Origin of the sequence: Streptomyces spirodelae (genome assembly GCF_017676385.1) — a bacterium.
Taxonomy (GTDB): Bacteria; Actinomycetota; Actinomycetes; order Streptomycetales; family Streptomycetaceae; genus Streptomyces; species Streptomyces spirodelae.
Genome location: NZ_JAFFZN010000021.1, coordinates 129,334 through 149,186, shown reverse-complemented (window position 1 = coordinate 149,186; position 19,853 = coordinate 129,334). Strand labels below are relative to the sequence as shown.

Sequence of the window (19,853 nt, the reverse complement as noted above, 5' to 3'; positions counted from 1 at the left end):
GGAGGACGACCATGGCCCATCCGACCCTCACCGAGGACGGGACCCGTGCGCTGGCCGTACGGCTCGCCGTCGCCGCGCTCGCCCGCTGGACCGACCGGGCTAGACGAGCCGCCAGTCAACGCCCGCCCGACACCCGGCCCGAGGCCGGTCCCGCCGCGGCGTCCGCGCCTCCGCACGAGCACTTCAATGACCCCGGAGTCCCCGTGCTGGCGCGGCTGGTGGCCGCTGCGGGCGACGCGGAGGCGGCGCAGGTGGCGGCCCGCGCGGGAGCCGTCTGGGCGCGCGGGGCCGGGCGCGGCCCCAGCCATCGGGGGCTGTACGACGGCGGACTCGCCGGAACACTGGTGGGGCTGCGGCAGTGCTCCGTACTGCACCCCGCGCTGCAGCCGGTGGCCGACCGGGTGCGGGAGAGGCTGCTGGACCGTTCCGTCCGTGACGGGGTGCGGTACGGGGCCGTCACCTTTCCTGACTACGACCTGATCCTCGGCCCCTCCGGGGTACTTCTCGCACTGATCGCCGACCTGCCGGGGGCGGGGAACGCGGGCGGCGGGGTGGCCGACCCGAGAAACACGGCGAACGGTACCGACGACGTCAGGCGGGCCCCGCGGGGGTTCGGGAAGGGGCTGGACCCCGCACGGGGCCCCGGTGCCGCACGCGGAGCCAGCGGCGCACCCGGAGCCAGCGGCGCACCCGGAGCCAGCGCCGCACCCGGAGCCAGCGGCGCACCCCCCAACGGAACCGGTGCCCCGCCCGCCCGCGGGACCACGCGCGGCGCCGAGACCCTTGCCGTCGAGGCCGGGCTTCTCGCCTATGCCGCGCATCTCGCCGCCCTCTGCGACGCCCCGGACCTTCCAGGGCTGCGCGCGCACTACCCCGACCACCCGCTGCTGGGCTGGCTGCACGGGCGCATCAACACCGGTATGGGGCACGGTGTCGCGGGTGTCACGACGGCGCTGAGCGCAGCCGTCCGCACGCTCGGCCCGCAGCCGGAGCTGATCGCCGCGCTCAGCCACACCTGCCACTGGCTGGCGGGGGAGTCCTTCGACGACGCCCGGGACATCCGCTCCTGGAACGGCTGCGGTTCCGACGGCGCGCCCCGGCTGCCTGCCGGAAACGCCCGCCAAGGCTGGTGCTACGGCACACCCGGTGTCTCCTGGGCGCTGTGGGAGGCGGCGGACGTACTGGGGGACGGGGTGGCGGCGGCCTGGGCCGCGTCCGCTTTCACCTCGCTCGCTGAGGGCTTCCACGAGGGCTACCACCTCTTCGGCGACCACCCCGGCGACCGGCTCGGACTGTGCCATGGGGCGGCGGGGGTGCTGGCGGTGGCCGACGCGCTGCACCGGCACGGGCGGCTGCCGGCCGCGGCCCGGTTGCGGGCCCGGATGCTGGCCCATCTGGTGGCGCATGTGGAGGAGTTGGCGGCGCTCGCCGAGGAACGCTGCGGGCTCCTCTCGGGTGCGGGCGGCGTACTCGCCGCGATGCTGACCGCGACGGGCGGCGACCGTACCTGGCTCCCCTGCCTGGGCCTGCGCTGAAGCCTACCGGCGAGCGCCCCTCCCCAGCCGCGCTCTAGTGGGCCTCCACAGCGGCAACTTGTGCTGGTGGCCGGCGCTTTCGGGGAGGCCGGGTGGTGGCGACGCGCATCGAGGACTACGCCCTGATCGGGGACATGCAGACGGCCGCGCTGGTGGCCAGGGACGGCTCGGTGGACTGGCTGTGCCTGCCGCGGTTCGACTCACCCGCGGTCTTCGCGGGCCTGCTGGGCACCGACGACCACGGGTTCTGGCGGCTGGCACCCGCCGCCCGCGGCCCCGCGCGCCCGGCCGCCGCGCGGCGCCGCTACCGGGGTGAGTCGCTGATCCTGGAGTCCGAGTGGGACACCCCGGAGGGCACCGTACGTGTCACCGACTTCATGCCGCCCCGCCGCCATGCCGCGCCCTGCCTGGTGCGGATCGTGGAGGGCGTGACCGGGCGGGTCCGGATGAGTTCCGCGCTACGGATGCGGTTCAGCTACGGCCGGGTCGTGCCGTGGGTACGGCGGGAGGGCGGACAGCGCGCCACCGGGCTCGCCGACCACACGGTGCCCCTGCCCGACGGCACGGTGCTCCTCGCCGACCGCACGATGCCGCCCGCCGACGGCACGGTGCCCCTAGCCGACCGCACAGTGGCCGTCGCCGGCCCCGACTCGCTGTGGCTGGACACCGAGGCCGAGACGTACGGCAGCGATCTGACCACCCACGCCGACTTCACCGTCTCGGCGGGGCAGCGGGTGACGCTCGCCCTCAGCTGGCAGCCCTCGCACCTGTCAGCGCCGCCCAGGCCCGACGCGGAGGAACTGCTGTGCGGCACCGAGCGGTTCTGGGCCGAGTGGACGGCGCAGTGCAGCTACACCGGGCGCTGGCGGGAGGCGGTGATGCGCTCCCTCATCACCCTGAAGGCCCTCACCTACGCGCCCACGGGCGGTATCGTCGCCGCGCCCACCACATCGCTGCCCGAGGAGCTGGGCGGGGTGCGCAACTGGGACTACCGCTACACCTGGCTGCGGGACGCCGCCATCACCCTGGGCGCACTGCTGCGCACCGGATACCGGGAGGAGGCCAGGCGCTGGCGCGAGTGGCTGCTGCGCGCGGTGGCCGGGGACGCGCAGAACCTCCAGATCATGTACGGCGTCGCCGGCGAGCGGGAACTGGCCGAGTCGGAACTGGCCTGGCTGCCGGGATACGAGGGCTCGCGCCCGGTCCGGATCGGCAACGGCGCGGCCGACCAGCTCCAGCTGGATGTGTACGGGGAGGTCGTCGACGCGCTGTGGCTCGGCCAGACCTCCGGGCTGACACCCGACGTCCGTGAGGACAGTACGCACATCCTGCAGATGAAGCTGATGAACTACCTGGAGTCCAACTGGCGCGAGCCCGACGAGGGCATCTGGGAGGTACGCGGGCCGCGCCGGCACTTCACCCACTCCAAGGTGATGACGTGGGTGGCCGCCGACCGTACGGTGCGCCGGCTGTCCCGGCTCGGCCTCGACGGGCCGGTGGCGCGGTGGCGCGCCCTGCGGGACGACGTGCATCGCGAGGTGTGTGCCAAGGGGTACGACGCTGACCGCAACACCTTCACCCAGTCCTACGGTTCGCGAGAACTGGACGCCGCGCTGCTGCTGATACCGCAGGTCGGCTTTCTGCCTCCGGACGACCCCCGGGTCGTCGGCACGGTGGAGGCGGTGCAGCGGGAGCTGTGCGAGGACGGGTTCGTACGGCGCTACGACCCCGGCGTCGGGGAGGGCGACGGGCTGCCCGGCGGGGAGGGCGTCTTCCTCGCCTGCTCCTTCTGGCTGGCGCACGACCTCGGCCTCATCGGCCGTGCGGCGGAGGGCCGCAGACTCTTCGAGCGCCTTCTGGAACTCCGCAACGACGTGGGCCTCCTCGCGGAGGAGTGGGACACCGGGCGCCGGCGCCTGGTCGGCAACTTCCCGCAGGCATTCAGCCATGTCCCGCTGATCGACGCAGCGCTCCGGCTGGGTGGGCCCACCGGCCGTGCGGGCTGACGCCGCCGCTGTTCCCCTGCTGTCCCCCGCTGTCCCCCTGCTGTCCCCGGCTGTCACCCCGGAAGGCCGTGCCGCCCGTCCCTGGGCGGAATCCGAGCCGTCCACGAGTGGGCGCACTCACGCTGGGGGTCCAGTCGGCGAACCCCGGAGGGCACTGTGTGGCGGAAAGCACTGGCGGCGATATGGGAGTCCCTCTCCACGTACGGAATGCTCTGGATGGTGCCGCACGTGCAGGTGCGGAAGGAGGAGCCGACGGCCCCGGATCCGCAAGGGTCCACGGTGAATAAAGGGGGGCTCGAGAGGGCCGAGTCAAGCTCTGGCCAGAGATGACGCGTTCGCGGTCGTCTGCAACGGCCCGCCCGTCGGGCGGGTCGCCAACGGGGCTATGGGGGCGATGATGGCTGTGCCCAGGAACTTCACGGAACTCGCACTGCGGAGAATCCACGAGCGGCCCGAGGCGACCGCCTACCAGTTCGTCCGGCCGGGCCCCGGTGAAGGTCTCGAAGCCGATTCCCTCAGCTACGGCGAGCTGGGCGCGCGCTCCCTGCACCTGGCCGGCTGGCTGCAGGAGCGCGGCTGCCACGGACAGCGGGTGCTGATCCTGCACACCGACGGCACTCAGTTCGTCACCAGCTTCCTGGGCTGCCTGCTGGCCGGAGCCGTGGCCGTCCCCGCACCGCCTCCCAGCGGTGCCCGGCAGAATGTGGAGCGCGTCGCGAACATCATCAAGGACGCCGCCGTCAGCTATCTGATGACGGACTCGCACAACGCCTCCGCCGTCTCCCAACTGCTCGCCACCATCGGCCATCCCGAGGTCGTCTGTCTGGCGACCGACCGGATGACGGGCGGAGCGGGCCCGGGCGGCGCCCCGGAGTGGAGCGAGCCGGGACTCTTCCCGGACGACGTGGCCTACCTCCAGTACACCTCCGGGTCGGTCAGCGAGCCCAAGGGCGTCATGGTGACGCACCGCAACATGCTCGCCAACCAGGAGGCCGTCCGGCAGGGGATGCGGACGACCCGGGAGTCGGTGGTCGGCGGCTGGCTGCCGTTCCACCACGACATGGGTCTGGCGGGCCACCTGCTGCACCCGCTGTGGCTGGGCAGCAGAGGTGTACTGATGCCGCCGGTCAGCTTTGTCAAACGCCCGGTCAACTGGCTGCGCATGATCGGCACCTATGGCATCACCACGGGCGGCGGCCCGAACCTCGGCTACGACCTGTGTCTGCGCCGCGTCACCGACGAGCAGCTGGCCGGGCTGGATCTCTCCGGCTGGACGACGGCCGTCAACGGGGCCGAGCCGGTGCGCGTGGAGACGATGGACGCCTTCGCCGAGCGGTTCGCGCCCGCCGGGTTCCGCCGCTCCGCGTTCTACCCCTGCTACGGGCTGGCCGAGGCGACCTTGCTGGTCTCCGGGGGATCGCCCGGAGCACCGGCGCTGGAGCGCACCGTCGACAAGACCGACCTGGAGCACCACATGGTCTCCGAGGCGCGGCCCGGCAGCCCGAGCCGCACCCTGGTCAGCTCGGGCATCCCGCGCGGCTGCGAGGTGCGCATCGTCGACCCGGAGAGCCATACGCAACTGCCGCACGGCCGGGTCGGCGAGGTGTGGGTGCGCGGGGACAGCGTGGCGCACGGCTACTGGAACCGGCCGCTGGACAACGCGCACGCCTTCCAGGCCACCATGGCCGACGGCACCGACGGATATCTGCGTACCGGGGACCTCGGAGTGCTGGAGTGCGGGGAGCTGTTCGTCACAGGGCGGCTCAAGGACATCATGATCGTCGCCGGCCGCAATCTGTACCCGCAGGACATCGAGCGCAGCGTGCAGCAGGTCAGTGCGCTCTTCGGCTCCAGCGCGGCGTTCTCGGTCGAGTCGGACCGCGACCATGTGGTCGTCGTCCAGGAGGTGCGCACCAGCCGCAACTACGACACCCAGCTGGCGTCGCTGGCCGCTGACGTGCAGCAGTGCGTGGCCCGCGAGTTCGAGGTCGCCGCGGAGAACGTGCTGCTGGTGCGCCCCGGCACGGTGCGCAGGACCACCAGCGGCAAGCTGCAGCGGCGCGCCATGCGGCAGATGTTCCTGGAGGGCCAGATACAGCCGCTGCACGAGGTGGTCGCGCCGGAGGTGCGCAAGCTCGTGGAGGCCGGCGCTGACGCGCGCGGGGGCAGCCGTAAAGGCGCACGGGAGCGGGGGTGACGGTGCCCGGCGGTGCGCGGGCCGTGCGCTGGCCGCTGGCCGAACGGCTGGAAGCCCGGCTCGGCGACCCCGGGGACGGCAGCAGCCCGCTCGCCTACGCCCCCGCGGCACGGCAGGACGCGGACGAGGAGTTCCCCGCAGCGGCCTGTGCCGCGCTCGACGCGCTCGGCGCCCAGCACTACTACGTCCCCGTCCAGTACGGCGGGAAGCTCACCGGGCTGCCGCAACTGCTGGAGCTGGTCCGTACGCTGGCGCGCCGCGATCTGACCTGTGCCGTCGGCCACGGGAAGACCTTTCTCGGCGCGGTGTGCATCTGGGTCGCCGAGGAGGGCGCCGGTGCCGAGCGGCTGGCCGGTCTGGTGCGTGCGGGTGAGCCCGTCTCGCTGGGGCTGACCGAACGCGCACACGGCAGCGACCTGATGGCCGGCGAGGTCGTCGCCGAACGGTCGCCGGAGGGCTACCGCATCACCGGTGAGAAGTGGCTCATCAACAACGCCACCCGCGGCCGCCTCGTCTGCCTGCTGGCCCGCACCGCGCCCGAGGGCGGACCGCGCGGCTTCAGCCTGTTGCTGGTCGACAAGGCGGAGCTGCCGCCGGGCACCTACCGCACCTTGCCCAAGGTGCCCACCCTGGGCATCCGGGGCGCCGACATCAGCGGTATCGCCTTCGAGGGCGCGCCGGTCGGCCGGGACTGTCTCGTCGGCAGGGAGGGTGAGGGCCCCGAAACCGTGCTGAAGGCCCTGCAGATCACGCGCTCGCTGTGCACCGCGCTCTCGCTCGGCGCGGCCGACCACGGGCTGCGGCTCGCCTACGGGTTCGCGGCCGCGCGTGAGCTGTACGGGCGGCGGATGCTGGATCTGCCGCAGGTGCGGCGGACGCTGGCCGAGTGCTACGGCGATCTGCTGGCCGGCGAGGCGCTGAGCGCGGTCGCGGCGCGCAGCATCCACACGCTGCCGGGCGAGCTGAGCGTCACCTCGGCCGTCGCCAAGTACCTGGTGCCCACCATGGTCGACCGGGTGCTGCTGCGGCTGCGCGGGGTGCTGGGGGCGCGCGCGTTCCTCAGCGACCACCACGAGCACGGACGGTTCCAGAAGCTGGAGCGCGACCACCGCATCGTGGGCATCTTCGACGGCAACACGATGGTGAACCTCTACGCGCTCACCGCGCAGTTCCGCACCCTGGCCCGCGCGTATCGGGCGCTCGGCGGGCAGCCCGAGAGCCGGTCCGCCACCTTCTGCCTCGCGCGCGGGCTGCCGGATCTGTGCCCTGACCGGCTCAGCCTGCTGGCGCGGCACGGCAGCACGCTGCTGGGCTCGCTGCCCCGGAACACGGCGGCGCTCGAGAGCGCAGCGGCGCGGGACGCCGGGCTGGCGGCAGCGGCGCGGTCGGCGCGCACCCTGACGGTGGCCTGCGGCGAGTTGCACGCCCGGATGGGGGCAGCGCGGCTGGTGCCGGGCGGAGCACCAGCCGAGAGCTTCGAGCTGGCGCGCGGCTACAGCAACTGCTTCGCCGCCGCCTGCGCCGTGGGGCTGTGGCGGCACAACAGCGAGGTGCCGCCGCTGTGGCTCCATGCGGTGCTGGACCGGCTCTCGAGCGGTCTGGAGGAGGCTGTACCAGGCAGTACCGGGCCGTTGCCGCGGCCCTGGGGGGTGGAGGAGGAGGCGCGGGAGCCGCTGTACGAGCGGCTGCTGGAACGGATGGCCGCACAGTACGCGGCGGGGGAGCTGTTCTCCTTGCTCCCGTGCCGCATAGCGGAGGGACCGCCATGCTGACTCCGACCGAGGGCACCGGGCACACCGAGGGCACCGGGCACACCGAGGGCACCGGGCGAACCGCGGATACCGGGGCCGAAGAAGAGCTCCGCATCCAGTACCGGATCGCGGACCTGGAGCGCCGGTTCGGCGACCCGGTGGACCCGGACAACCCGCTGGGCATCGACGCGCTGCTGGCCGCCGACGAGCGCGGCGAACTGCTCGCCGAGGCGGAGGACGTGCTGGCCGACTTCCAGCTCAACGCCGAGTTCGTGCCCCGCAGGTGGGGCGGCAGGCTGGACCGGGTCGACACCATGGGCCGGGTGCTGCGTGCCGTCTTCCGGCGGGACGCCAGTCTGGGGCTGGGGTACGGCGCCACCTCCTTCCTCGCCGCGGTGGCCGTGTGGGCGGCCGGGACACAGGAGCAGCAGCGGCGGGTGGCCGAACTGTTGCTGGGCGGCGGCCGGCTGGCGATCGCCTACCACGAACTGGCGCACGGCAACGACTTCGTACGCAACGAGTTCCGCGCGACTGAGGAACCAGGGGGCGGCTTCCGGCTCGACGGCGTCAAGCAGGTCATCAACAATGTCGTACGCGCCGAGGCGCTCGTCCTCTTCTGCCGTACCGACGACGCCGCGGGAAGCCGCAGCCACTCGGTGCTGCTGGCCGAGAAGGACCGGCTCCCCGAGGGCCGACTGCGCTATCTGCCGCGCTATGCCACCGTCGGGGTGCGTGGCTGCCAGAACGCGGGCATCGAGTTCACCGACTGTCCGGTGGCCGGTGACGCGCTCGTCGGCGAGCTGGGCGACGGTGTCGAACTGGCGCTGCGCTCCTTCCAGATCACCCGCAGCGTCGTACCGTCGATGATCCTGGGCGGGGGCGACACGGCGCTTCGTACGGCCGTGAGCTTCGCCCTGAACCGGCAGCTGTACAACCGCTCGGTTCTGGAGATTCCGCACGCCCGTGCCACCCTGGTGGGCGCCTTCACCGATCTGCTGATCTGCGACTGCCTGGCGCTGGCGGCCACCCGCGCCGTCCATCTGCTGCCCGCCGAGACGAGTGTGTACGCGGCGGCCGTGAAGTACCTGCTGCCCAAGCTGCTGACGGACACCACCTACGACCTGTCGGTGGTGCTCGGCGCCAACTTCTATGTGCGCGGCGGCGAGTACGGCGCGTTCCAGAAGCACGTACGCGACCTGCCGATGATCAGCCTCGGCCACGCGGGCACCGCCGCCTGCCAGGCGACGATCATTCCGCAGCTGCCCCGGCTCGCCCGCGCGGCCTGGTTCACCGGACCCCCTGCCCCTGACGGGCTGTTCCGCATCCGGGACCCCCTCCCGCCGCTGGACCCGGGGCTGCTGGAGCTGGTGGCGACGTCGGACGGACTGGCGTGCTCCCTGGCCGGGGCAGCGGAGGAGCTGGCCGGGGACGGCGGCAGCGGCCTTTCCGCCCGCACCGGCGAGTACGGGGAGGCGCTGGTCGCACTGGCCGGCGAGCTGGAGGCGGAGCTGCGCGGCCTCCAGGAGGAGTGCGCCGCCATGCCCGCCAAGGACCGCACGGTGCTGGCCAGCCCGCGCTCCTACGCGGCGGCCGACCGCTACGCACTGCTGCTGGCCGCCGCCGCCTGCCTGGGCGTATGGCGCAACCAGGGCGCGGGGCAGGGCACCGGCCCGGGCGCCGGGCAGGGCGCGGACCGCGCCGCGGACCCGCACGGGGCCCGGGCCGGCTTCCTCGCCTCCCCGGTGTGGCCGGCCGTCGCCCTCACCCGGCTCGCCAAGCGGCTCGGCCGCCCGCTGCCCAAGCTGCCCGCAGGCTGGGAGGAACACCTGCTGGACGAGGTGCTGTCGCGCTACCACGAGGCCCGCAGCTACGACCTCTACGACACCCCGCTCGCCGGCTGAAGAGCCACGACGAGCAGCAGGACGAGGAGCATGCCATGGTGCCGCAACCGACCGGAGCCCACGTCCCCGATCCGCCGGGGACGCAAGCGCCGATGGGAGAGCGCGAGTTCACCCGGTGGCTGAAGGCGCGGCTGGCGGAGTTCCTGGGCCGCCCGGCCGAGGACATCGACCCGCGCACGCCGTTCGCCGAGTACGGACTGGACTCCGTGGCCGCGCTGAGCCTCTACGGGGACATCGAGGACGAGTTCGCGCTCTTCCTGGAGCCCACCGTCGCTTGGGACCACCCCACCGTGGAGGCGCTGGCCCGTTGCCTGGCCGAGGAGTACGCGAGCCGGGGCGGCCGGCCCGACCCGGACACACCGGCGGAGGTGTGACGATGCCGAGCGCCGACGCCGCCGACACTTCGACGCCGCAGGCGGGTCCGCGTGCCGTCGCCGTCGTCGGCCTGGACTGCGCCTTTCCCGGGGCGCCCGACCCGGCCGCGTTCTGGCGGCTGCTGAACGGCGCCGAGCACGCGGTCGGCGCCCCGCCGCCGTCCCGCTTCCGCGCCGGGGCCAAGGGCGCCTTCCTCGCCGACGCCGACGCCTTCGACCCCGGCTTCCTGGGCATCTCCACCGCCGAGGCGAGCGCCATGGACCCGCAGCAGCGGCTGCTGCTGCAGTGCGCCTGGCGGGCCGTGGAGGACTGCGGGGTGCCGCCGTCCGAGCTGGCGGGCAGCCGCACCGGGACGTACGTCGGCGCCATGTCGGACGACTGGGCGCGGCTGGCGCTGGCCGACCCGGCCGCCATCACCCCGCGCACCGGAACCGGCAGCGGGCGCTCGATGCTCGCCAACCGGCTCGCCTACCAGTTCGACCTGCGCGGCCCCAGCCTCACCGTGGACACCGCCTGCTCCTCGTCGCTGGTGGCGGTGCACCTGGCCTGCAACGCGCTGCTGACCGGCGAGTGCGACCTGGCGCTGGCCTGTGGTGTCAACGTGGTCATCGGCACCGCGCTGGACCAGATCTACCAGCAGGCCGGACTGGCCGCCGCCGACGGGAGGTGCAAGCCGTTCGCCGCGGAGGCCGACGGTATCGGTCGCGGTGAGGGCGTGGGCGTGGTGGCACTGCGCAGACTGGACGAGGCGGTGCGGCACGGCGATCCGGTCTACGCCGTCATCCACGGCAGCGCCGTCAACCAGGACGGGCGCAGCAACGGCATCATGGCGCCGCACCGCGCGGCGCAGCGGGAGGTCGTCACCGCCGCGCGCGTACGCGCGGGCGCCGAGCCCGGCCAGATCCGCTACGTCGAGGCACACGGCACCGGCACAGCGCTCGGCGACCTGATCGAGGTCCTCGCCCTCGACGACGCGCTGGGCGCCCGGCAGGGCCCGCGCACGGTGCCGCTCGCGCTGGGTTCGGTCAAGGCCGCCATCGGGCACACGGAGGGCGCCTCGGGCATGGCGGGGCTGGTCAAAGCGGTACTGGCGGTGCACAACGGCGCCGTGCCGCCGGGGCCGCCCGCGGGCACCGAGAACGGTCAACTGGGCCTGCACAGGCGGCGGATGCGGCTGGTGGACGAGCCGCTCAAGCTGGCGGAGCAGGGGCCCGACTGCCGGGTCGGGGTCTCCAGCTTCGGCATGGGCGGCACCAACGCACACCTCGTCCTGGGCCCGCCGCCCCCGCTCCCCCCTGCCGAATCCGAGGGTGCCCTCGGGGTGTTCACCCTCTCCGCCGACACCCCCGAAGCGCTGCGCTCCAACCTCCGCGTCCAGGCCGCCGCCGCCGCGCGTACCGGGGAGCGGGACCTGGCGGCGCTGTGCCGCACGAGCAACCGGGTGCGGGCGGCGCAGCCCTGCCGTTTCGCCGCCGTCGCCGGTACAGCCGGGGAGCTGGCCCAGGCGCTGGCGACGGCGGCCGAGACGATGCCGGAGCCGGTCGCGGCGGCCGAGGAGCCCACCGTGGCCTTCGCGTTCACCGGACAGGGCGCCCAGTACCCGGGGATGACGGCCGCGCTGTACGAGAGCTCGCCGCTCTACCGCGGCTTCCTCCAGGACGCGTCGGCCGCGCTGCTGGAGTGGACAGGCGAACCGGTGCACGAGCTGATCCTGGGCGGCAGCGAACGGGTGCACCGTACGGGCCTCACGCAGCCCGCGCTCTTCGCCGTCGAGTACGCCCTGGCCAGGACCCTGACGGAACTGGGGCTGCGGCCGAGTGCGGTGATCGGGCACAGCGTCGGCGAGTTCGCTGCCGCGGTCATCGCCGGCGGGCTGGAGCTGTCGGACGCCGCCCGGCTGGTGGCGCGGCGCGGCGCGCTGATGGAGGCGCTGCCCGAGGGCGGCGGCATGCTCGCCACCCGGGCCCGCGAGCGAGAGGCGCGAGCGCTGGCCGAGGCGGAGCCGCTGTGCGCGGTCGCCGCCGTCAACGCGCCCGGCGCGACCGTGCTCTCCGGCGACCGCGCTGGACTGGCCCGCATCCGGGAACAGCTGGAGCGGAGCGGCTTCGGCTGCACCGAGCTGACCGTCTCGCACGCCTTCCACTCCCCGCTGATGGAGCCGGTGCTCGCGGCGTTCGCCGAGGCCGCCGACGGAGTGCGCGCCGCGCCGCCGAGGATTCCGTTCCACTCCACGGTGCGCGGCGGGCCGCTACCGGAGGGCACCGCGCTGGACACCGCCTACTGGACGGCGCAGATACCTGCGACCGTACGGTTCGAGGAGGCCGTCAGCTCGCTGTGCGCCGAACCTCCCACGCACATCGTGGAGATCGGCCCCAAGCCGGTGCTGTGCGGGCTGCTGCGCCGGATCAACGCCGCACGCGGAGTCGCTGCGCTGGCGCCTTGCCGCGATGTCTCCTCCGGAATCGAGCAGCTTGCCGAAGTGGTGGCCCGGCTGTACGAGGACGGCCTCGACCCGGAGTGGGAGCGGCTGTACGCCCACGCGGACCGCCGCACCGTGCGGATGCCCTCCCATGTCTTCGCCACCCAATGGCGCTCCTGGCAACCTGCGTCCCCCGCAATGGGGGCTGCGCTTGCCGGCCCTGCGCCTCTGGGGGCACCTCCCGGACGGAGTCCGGGGGAGCGGACCGGACGGAGTCCGGGGGAGCAGACCTCCCAAGCGCAAAAGGGCGCCCCTTCAGGGGCGAGGGGAACTGCGCGACCAGCCACAGCCAACCCACAGCCCGCAACCAACGGACAGGGGCAGCCCCTCGCCGGCATCCGCACCGTCGTCGCCGAGATCATCGGTGGAGCCCCCAGCGATCTGCACGAAGAGTCGCGCTTCTACGACGACCTCGGCTTCGACTCCGTGATGCTCATGGAACTCAAACACCGGCTGGAAGTGCGCTTTCCCGACCTGGGCGAGCTGTCACTGCCCGAGATGCTCGCCAGCCTGGTGAGCATCGGCACCCTCGCCACCTATCTGCGCGGCCTGCTGACGACACCGGCGGCCGTCTGATGCCCCGCGCCGGCGCCGGGGCAGGCACCACGGCGGGAGCCGCAGCCGTCCATCTGCTGGGCACGGGCACCGCGCTTCCTGGAGAGCCGGTCGGCAACGACCGGCTCTCCCACCGCCTGGGCATCCCTTCGGCGTGGGTCGAGACGTTCATCGGCACCAGGACCCGGCACTTCGCCGTCGACCTGGACAGCGGCCGGGTGCGCTGGACGCTGGAGGACCTGTGCACCGACGCCGCGGACCGGGCACTGGCCGACGCCGGGGCCGAGCCCTCCGAGGTCGGCTTCATCGTGCTGGCCACGGCCACCCCGGACGCGCTGATGCCGACCACCGCCGCGCTGCTGGCCGACCGCCTCGGCATCGAGGGCGCCGCCGCGTACCAGCTGCAGTCCGGCTGCGGCGGCGCCGTGCAGGCGTTCGCCGTGGCGCGCGCCCTGCTGTCCGTCACCCCGTCCGGTCTCGGGCTGGTGGTCGGCGGCGACGTGTGCAGCAAACACCTCGATCTGTCCCAGGACTTCCGCGAGCTGCCGCCCGGCGCCCTCGTCAACTACGTACTCTTCGGCGACGGCGCGGGAGCCGCCGTGGTCAGCGGCACGCGACGCCCCGGCACCCAGGCGGTGCTCACCCATCTCGAACACCGGCTGGCGGGCCTCGGGCTGCCGCCGGGTCAGCGCGTCGAATGGTTCGGCGCCGCCGACCTGCGCTCCCCGGACTCCCGGCCTCCCGCGGTGACCGAGGACTACAAGGCCGTCGAGCACCGGGTGCCCGTACTGGCCCGCGAGCTGCGCGACACCCTGCTGACCGCCTCGGGCTGGCGGCCCGAGACCGTCGACTACCTCCTGCCGCCGCAGCTCAGCGGCCGGATGACCGAGCGGATCACGAGCGAGCTGGGCCACGGATTCGAGTGGGAGCCGGTTTCCTGTGTCGCGGAGACCGGCAACAACGGCAACGCGCTGGTCTTCCTCCAGCTCGACCGACTGCTACCCCGCCTCACCCCCACCCAGCGAGCCCTGGCCCTCGCCGTCGAGTCCAGCAAGTGGATCCGGGCCGGCTTCACCGTGGAGGCACCCCAGGAGGCCCCCGATGCGTGACCGAGACCTCGTGCGGCGCTCCTCGCCGGGAGCCCGACTGCGCACCCTGCACGCCCAGGGCCGGCTCGCCACCGGCTACCCGGACCTGCGGGAGCTGCTCGCCGACGCGGGCCCCGATGAGCTCGACTTCGCCGGACGGGTGCTCGCCCCGCTCGACCCGGACGAGGTGCTCGGCCACCACCCGGAGACGCCCACCGTCCGGATCGCCGTCACGGGACGCGGCACCGTCGGCGACGTGGTGCCCGCACTCACCGGTCAGCTGGCCCGGCACGGCATCCTGGCCCGCACCCGGGTGTGCGGTGCAGGCGGCTACCTGGGCGACCTGGCCGACCCCGGCTCCCCGCTCTACACCCACGCGCCCGACGTCACCCTGTGCGTCCTGGACCCGCTCACCGTATGGGACAAGGTGGCGGCGCCCTGGCAGCCGATCGAGGTGAGCGTCGCGGCCGAGAGGCAGCGCAAGGCGCTCGGCGAACTGGCCGCCACACACGCCGCCTGCGCACCGCCCGGCGCCACCCTCGTGCTGAACACCGTGCCCCTGCTGCACCGCTTCACCCACCAGCTCACCTCTCTGGCACAGCGCGCGGAACTGGGCGGACTGTGGCGGCAGTTCAACGCCGACCTGCTCTACATGGCACGCCCCTCCGACGGGCTGGCCGTCCTCGATCTGGAGCCGGTCACCAGCGCCGGGGCCCGCGCGGACGAGCCGAGGCTCGGCGCCTACGCCGACGCGCACTGCACAGCCCAACTGCTTACCGGCTACGCCCGCGAGGCCGCCCACCTGATCCGCGGACTGCGCGGCCAGGCCAAGAAGTGCCTGGTGCTCGATCTGGACGGCACCCTGTGGGACGGCGTGCTGGCCGAGGACGGGCCCGAGGGCGTCACCGCGGCCGGCTCCCTGCGCGGTGCCGCTTTCGGCGCCTTCCAGCACACCGTCAAACAGCTCGCCGCACAGGGCGTGCTGCTCGCCGTCTGCAGCAAGAACGACCCTCAGGACGTGGCCCGCGCCCTGGCGGAGCATCCCGAGTTCCCCCTGAGCGCCGACGACTTCGTGACCGTCGTGGCCGACTGGGGCTCCAAGGCCGAGGGCGTGCACACCATCGCCGAACGGCTGGGCATCGCGCCGGAGGCGGTGGTCTTCGCCGACGACACACCCTTCGAGCGGGAGACCGTCCGGGCCGGCGTGCCCGGTGCCGCCGTGGTCCCGCTGGACAGCGAGCCCGCGCTGCACGCCGAACGCCTGCTCGCGGACGGCTGGTTCGACACCCCGGCGCTCACCGACGAGGACCGGCTGCGGCCGGTGCGCTACGCCCAGCGGGCGGCCCGCGAGCGGTTCGAGGCCGGCTCCGCCGACTACCGCGCGTTCCTCGACAGCCTGGACCTGCGAGTGGAGATCTCTCCCCCGTACGAGCACGAACTGGCCAGGCTGGCGCAGCTCAGCCTGCGCACCAACAGGTTCAACCTGACCGGCGAGCGGCTGAGCACCGAGCAGGTGCGGCAGCGCGCCGCAGCGCCCGGCGCCGTGGTGCTGGCCGTCCGTGCGGCCGACAGGTTCGGTGACGACGGGGTGGTCGGTGCCGTCTTCGCCCGGGCAGGAGCCGGCCGGCTGTCGGTGGACAACCTGGTGCTCAGCTGCCGGGTGCTGGGCCGGGGCATCGAGGATGCCACGGTGAGCGGGCTGCTGCGGGCCGCACGGGAGGCCGGGTTCACCGCCGTGCACGCGCGCTGGAGTCCCACCCGTGCCAACGGGGCGCTGCGGACGCTGTGGCCCCAGCACGGCTTCACCACCATCGGCGGCCCCGGGACGGCCACCGAGATCCGCTTCCGTCACTCGCTCCGGCGGCTCGGCCCGGTGCCCGGTCACCTCAGGCTGCGACTGCGGCTGCCCGACGAGCGGCAGCCGGCGGTCCCGCGGGGAGGGAGGTGAGGGTATGCGCACCGTCGAAGAACTGATCGAACTGGCCAACACCCATCTCGGAACGGCGCTCGCACCAGCCGACGCGGCAGCGGAGCTGACCGAGCTGGCCGAGTGGGACTCCGTACACCTGTTGCGGCTGGTCGCGCTGCTGGAGCACGAACTGGGCCGCCCGGTGCCGGTGGACGCCGTGCTCCAGGCCCGCAGCCTGCGCGACATCTGGGCCGTGGCGGTGGGCGCATGACCGCCCGCGCCCCGACCGCCCGGCAGGCGCTGCCGGGCACGCTCGCGGTGGGCTCGCCGGGCCGCCGCCGGGCGGACGTACTCGACGGCGTGGTCACACGCCTGGAGGGCTGGCATGGCGATCACCTTGGGCCCCGCGACGGACGGCCGGACGGCGGAGGCGTTCGCCCACCCGGTGCGGATGAGCGGACCGGAGGGACCCTGGGAGCGGGTCCGCGTGGCGGTCGAGCGCCACGGCAGCGTCGTCGTGCACGGGCGGCTGGAGGAGTGGCTGCCGGCTGACCTGGACGACCCACGGCTGCGCCCGCTGCTGGGCCGGGACCACGCCCGCTTCCAGGCGATGACCCACCCGCAGGTCAGGTCCCGCTTCGTCGCTTCCCGGCTGCTGCTCAAACATGTGGCCTGCGCCGTGATCGAAGCGTCGCCCGAGAGCGTCGAGCTGGCCTACAAGCCCGGCGGGCGGCCCTATCTGCGCGGCCTCGACCAGATCGACATCAGCCTCAGCCACACCGAGAACCTGCTGCTCGTCGGCCTCACCCGGCGCGGCTGGATCGGCGTCGACGCGGAGGCCAAGGACCGTCCCATGCTGGGGCTGGGCACCGAGAACCAGGTCTGTACGCCCTACGAGCGCCGCACCCTGGCGCAGATCGCCGAGGAGCGGCGGAACGCGGCGCTGGTGCGGCTGTGGACGCTGAAGGAGGCGTACAGCAAGGCCATCGGGCAAGGGATGCGGTTCCGCTTCACCGAGTTCGGGTTCAGCCCGCAGGACCGCAATGTGCAGGTGCTGCGGCCCGACGGGGCGCCCGGCACCGGCGCCGAATGGGCGTTCCACACCTGCCTGGTGGACCGGGCGTACACCGTCAGCGTCGCCCTCTTCGACGCGGGCTTCGGCGATACGGACGACACGGCGGCGGCCACCATGCTGGACGCGGGGCTGATCGCCGCACTGGTGGAGGAGACGGGGGAGGCGGGAGACCGTGCGGAATGAGCGGAATGAGAGGCACGGCGGGGAAGCGCCGAGTGCGGAAGCGAGCGCGCTGAGCGCGGACGTGTGCGTGGTCGGCGGCGGACCCGGCGGCCGGGCCCTCGCGCTGGCGCTGACCCGGCTGGGCTGCGACGTCGTCCTGCTGGAGAAGCGCGACCCGGCGCGCGGCGCGGGCCCGGCCTTCCGGGGCGAGTCCGTCTCCCCTGACGGCGTACGGCTGCTGGATCTGCTCGGCGTCGGGGAACGGGTACGGCAGGCGGCACACCGGGTGGACCGGCTGGAGATCGAGGACGCAGGACAGCGGGTGCTCGACGTGCGGTTCGCCGACTTCCCCTACCGCTACCGGCACCCGGTCGAGCTGGCACAGCACACCCTGCTGACAGCGCTCGCCGAACAGACCGGCAGGCAGCCGGGCGGCTGTACCGTACTGGAGCCCGCCACCGTGACCGGACTGCTGGTGGACGGCCCCGCGGTGACCGGTGTACGGGCGAACACCCCCACAGGCCCGGTACGGGTGACGGCGGCGCTGACCGTCGGCGCCGACGGCCGCTACAGCGCCGTACGCAGACTGAGCGGACTGGCCGAGCACGCACGCCACACACCGCTGCAGCGCGACGTGGTGTGGCTGAAGCTGCCCTTCCCGGCGGACTGGGACCGGCGCGCCTACCGGGTGCGGATCGCGGGGGACAGCCACGGCCTCTTCCTGCCCAGCACGGACGGCACGCTCCGGGTGGGCCTCAACATCCCCAAGGGCGGGCTGCGGACGCTGCGCTCCGGTGGCCTCGGCGGACTGCACACCCGCCTCGACCGGCTGGCCCCGCAGGCGGGGGCCGCCGCCCGCACGAGCCTGCACAGCTGGTCGGACACGGCGCTGCTGGACATCTTCACCGCCGAGGTACCGCGCTGGTCGGCGCCCGGGGTCGTCCTGATCGGCGACGCCGCGCACACCCTCTCGCCCGTCCTCGGCCAAGGCGTCAACCACGCACTGGCCGACGCGGTGGAGTTGGCCACGCTGGCCGCCGAGGCGCTGGGCCGCGACCGACGGGCACACAGCCGCGCCCTCCTGGCGGCACTGCAGCTCTTCCAGCGCCGCCGGGAGCCCCACGTACGCCGCTCGCGCGCGCTCCAGCTGCGGCAGGAGCGGATGTTCACGCTCACCGCGCCCGCGGCCACCGCGCTGCGCCGTACCGTCTACCGCGCCCTCGACGCCAGCCCGGCGCTGCGGAGGCGGGTGCTGGCCCCCGCCTACTTCCCGGGCCACACCCCGCTGAGACAGGCGGCACGCACACCGGAGGTGAGGCTCGTATGAGCGTCACCGAGGCACCGCCGCTCGGCGAACTCCGCGCCCTCGCGCCCCTGCACGCCCGCGCGCAGGGCATCCCGGCCGCCCGCTGCCGTGCCGTCCTCTCCCGCATCCGCACCGCGTACGGCGACGACGCCGACTCCTGGCCCGCCGTCTGGAACCGCGCGGGAGACGCCCTCGCGGCGCGCGGCCACCACCTCGACGCGGCCCGCCACTACGCGCTGGCCCGCTTCCCCTCCGTGGACGGACCGGCACGCGAGCGCGCCCAGCGGCTGTGCGTCCGCTCCTTCGACCGCTGGCGCGCCACCCGCCCCGGCATCGGCCGACTGGAGGTCGAAGCCCCCTCGGGCGGAGGGCGGTTCGCGGCGTGGACAGCCGGTCTTTCCCGGCAGGCGCCCCGCCCGCTGATCCTGGTGTGCGGCGGCATCGTCTCCGTCAAGGAGCAGTGGGCTCCGCTGCTGGCCCGCGCCGCCGCGCTGGGTACAGCCCTCGCGGTCACCGAACTGCCCGGCGTGGGTGAGAACACGCTGCCGTACGACACCGCGGCACCCGCCATGATCGGCGCGCTCCTCGACCGCCTCGCGGACAGCGCCGACGTCCGCCGCACCCACGCCATAGCGCTCAGCTTCGGCGGCCACCTCGCGCTGCGGGCCGCGCTGGAGGACCGCCGCCTGGTGGGCGTCTCCACCGTGGGCGCTCCCGTACGGCACTTCTTCCTCGACCACGACTGGCGCACCGGGCTCCCGACGACCACGGCGCACACGCTGAGACGGCTCACCGGCCGCCCCCCGGCCGAACTGGGGGAGTGGGCGCTGACGGCCGACGAACTGGCCCGGCTGAGGGACCTGCCCGTCACCTATGTCGCCGCGCTGCGGGACGACATCGTGCCGCTCAGCGACGCCGCCGCACTGGCTGCGGACCCGGCAGCGCGGCGGCGGTTCCTCGTGGTGGACGACGAGCACGGCGCCCCCGCACATCTGGCCCGCGTCCGCCCCCTGCTGCTCGGCTCGGCCCTGCGCGACCTGCGAGTCCACCCGGTGCGCAGCGCAGCCCTGTGCGCTGTCGCCGGAGCGCTCAGGACCCGTCGGGGGAGGGTGCGGACATGACCGGCTGGAGCTGGCGCAGCCCCTGGGGCCGGGTCTGCAGCGGCACCGTGGGCGCGGCGGCACTCTGCGCGGGCGCCAGGCTGGGCGGGCCCCGCAGCCGCGTGCTGTGGACCTGCGCCGTGCTGCCTGACGTCGCCCTGCTGTACGGGATCGCAGCGGCACCCTCCGCCTTCGACCCCCTCCCTGCTTACGCGGTCCGCCCCTACAACGTCCTCCACTCGCCCGGCGTCCCCCTCGCCCTCTTCGGCGCGGCCCGCCTGCTGGGCAGCCGGCCTCTCCATGTGGCCGCCTGCGGCTGGCTGGCCCACATCGCCACCGACCGCGCCTGCGGCTACGGTCCCCGCGCCCCGGACGGCTCCCGCCTGTAGCCCACGGCAGGGCCGCATGGGCTGG

General features: G+C 74.0%; 13 protein-coding genes and 2 pseudogenes. All 15 read left to right on the top strand.

What is annotated here, in order from left to right:
• A partial coding sequence (locus JW592_RS32895) for a lanthionine synthetase LanC family protein (RefSeq protein WP_307805502.1) occupies positions 1–1,535 on the top strand: 1,535 nt, incomplete at its 5' end.
• A gap of 95 nt (positions 1,536–1,630) precedes the next feature.
• Positions 1,631–2,047, top strand: a pseudogene (locus tag JW592_RS33425) (trehalase-like domain-containing protein); the annotation flags it as partial.
• A 102-nt stretch (positions 2,048–2,149) separates the two neighbouring features.
• A pseudogene (locus JW592_RS22140) lies at positions 2,150–3,541 on the top strand (glycoside hydrolase family 15 protein); the annotation flags it as partial.
• A 397-nt stretch (positions 3,542–3,938) separates the two neighbouring features.
• On the top strand, positions 3,939–5,738 hold the full coding sequence (locus tag JW592_RS22135; RefSeq protein WP_209266948.1) for a fatty acyl-AMP ligase: 1,800 nt from the start codon (positions 3,939–3,941) through the stop codon (positions 5,736–5,738).
• On the top strand, positions 5,735–7,510 hold the full coding sequence (locus JW592_RS22130) for an acyl-CoA dehydrogenase family protein (RefSeq protein WP_209266947.1): 1,776 nt from the start codon (positions 5,735–5,737) through the stop codon (positions 7,508–7,510). Before JW592_RS22135 ends, JW592_RS22130 begins: the two co-directional genes overlap by 4 nt.
• Positions 7,504–9,390 carry an acyl-CoA dehydrogenase family protein gene (locus tag JW592_RS22125; RefSeq protein ID WP_209266946.1) on the top strand — a complete coding sequence of 629 codons (1,887 nt, stop codon included), beginning with the start codon at positions 7,504–7,506 and terminating at the stop codon, positions 9,388–9,390. The genes JW592_RS22130 and JW592_RS22125 overlap by 7 nt, the downstream gene beginning before the upstream one ends.
• A gap of 35 nt (positions 9,391–9,425) precedes the next feature.
• Complete coding sequence (locus tag JW592_RS22120) at positions 9,426–9,764, top strand: acyl carrier protein (RefSeq protein WP_209266945.1); 339 nt, start codon at positions 9,426–9,428, stop codon at positions 9,762–9,764.
• Between the two features lie 2 nt (positions 9,765–9,766).
• Positions 9,767–12,820, top strand: a complete 3,054-nt coding sequence (locus JW592_RS22115; protein WP_209266944.1) for a type I polyketide synthase — start codon at positions 9,767–9,769, stop codon at positions 12,818–12,820.
• Complete coding sequence (locus JW592_RS22110) at positions 12,820–13,908, top strand: 3-oxoacyl-ACP synthase III family protein (RefSeq protein WP_209266943.1); 1,089 nt, start codon at positions 12,820–12,822, stop codon at positions 13,906–13,908. The genes JW592_RS22115 and JW592_RS22110 overlap by 1 nt, the downstream gene beginning before the upstream one ends.
• Entirely contained in the window at positions 13,901–15,835 is a 1,935-nt protein-coding gene (locus tag JW592_RS22105; RefSeq protein ID WP_209266942.1) for an HAD-IIIC family phosphatase, read from the top strand. Before JW592_RS22110 ends, JW592_RS22105 begins: the two co-directional genes overlap by 8 nt.
• Before the next feature lie 4 nt (positions 15,836–15,839).
• Positions 15,840–16,067, top strand: coding sequence for a phosphopantetheine-binding protein (locus tag JW592_RS22100; RefSeq protein WP_209266941.1), 228 nt, complete (start codon positions 15,840–15,842; stop codon positions 16,065–16,067).
• A gap of 114 nt (positions 16,068–16,181) precedes the next feature.
• The gene (locus JW592_RS22095) at positions 16,182–17,054 is read left to right on the top strand and encodes a 4'-phosphopantetheinyl transferase superfamily protein (protein ID WP_209266940.1); all 873 of its coding nucleotides are present in this window, start codon (positions 16,182–16,184) and stop codon (positions 17,052–17,054) included.
• A complete protein-coding gene (locus JW592_RS22090) occupies positions 17,044–18,360 on the top strand; it encodes an FAD-dependent monooxygenase (protein WP_307805501.1) in 1,317 nt (438 codons plus the stop codon). The genes JW592_RS22095 and JW592_RS22090 overlap by 11 nt, the downstream gene beginning before the upstream one ends.
• Positions 18,357–19,460 (top strand): alpha/beta hydrolase, encoded by a 1,104-nt coding sequence (locus JW592_RS22085; RefSeq protein ID WP_209266939.1) that lies wholly within the window; start codon positions 18,357–18,359, stop codon positions 19,458–19,460. Before JW592_RS22090 ends, JW592_RS22085 begins: the two co-directional genes overlap by 4 nt.
• Positions 19,457–19,828 (top strand): DUF4260 family protein, encoded by a 372-nt coding sequence (locus tag JW592_RS22080; protein ID WP_209266938.1) that lies wholly within the window; start codon positions 19,457–19,459, stop codon positions 19,826–19,828. The genes JW592_RS22085 and JW592_RS22080 overlap by 4 nt, the downstream gene beginning before the upstream one ends.
• The last annotated feature ends 25 nt before the right edge of the window (positions 19,829–19,853 follow it).

Coding starts and splice junctions, on each gene's coding strand:
- JW592_RS22135 (WP_209266948.1), top strand. CDS start 3,939: ATGGCTGTGCCCAGGAACTTCACGGAACTCGCACTGCGGAGAATCCAC.
- JW592_RS22125 (WP_209266946.1), top strand. CDS start 7,504: ATGCTGACTCCGACCGAGGGCACCGGGCACACCGAGGGCACCGGGCAC.
- JW592_RS22120 (WP_209266945.1), top strand. CDS start 9,426: ATGGTGCCGCAACCGACCGGAGCCCACGTCCCCGATCCGCCGGGGACG.
- JW592_RS22115 (WP_209266944.1), top strand. CDS start 9,767: ATGCCGAGCGCCGACGCCGCCGACACTTCGACGCCGCAGGCGGGTCCG.
- JW592_RS22110 (WP_209266943.1), top strand. CDS start 12,820: ATGCCCCGCGCCGGCGCCGGGGCAGGCACCACGGCGGGAGCCGCAGCC.
- JW592_RS22105 (WP_209266942.1), top strand. CDS start 13,901: ATGCGTGACCGAGACCTCGTGCGGCGCTCCTCGCCGGGAGCCCGACTG.
- JW592_RS22100 (WP_209266941.1), top strand. CDS start 15,840: ATGCGCACCGTCGAAGAACTGATCGAACTGGCCAACACCCATCTCGGA.
- JW592_RS22095 (WP_209266940.1), top strand. CDS start 16,182: ATGGCGATCACCTTGGGCCCCGCGACGGACGGCCGGACGGCGGAGGCG.
- JW592_RS22085 (WP_209266939.1), top strand. CDS start 18,357: ATGAGCGTCACCGAGGCACCGCCGCTCGGCGAACTCCGCGCCCTCGCG.
- JW592_RS22080 (WP_209266938.1), top strand. CDS start 19,457: ATGACCGGCTGGAGCTGGCGCAGCCCCTGGGGCCGGGTCTGCAGCGGC.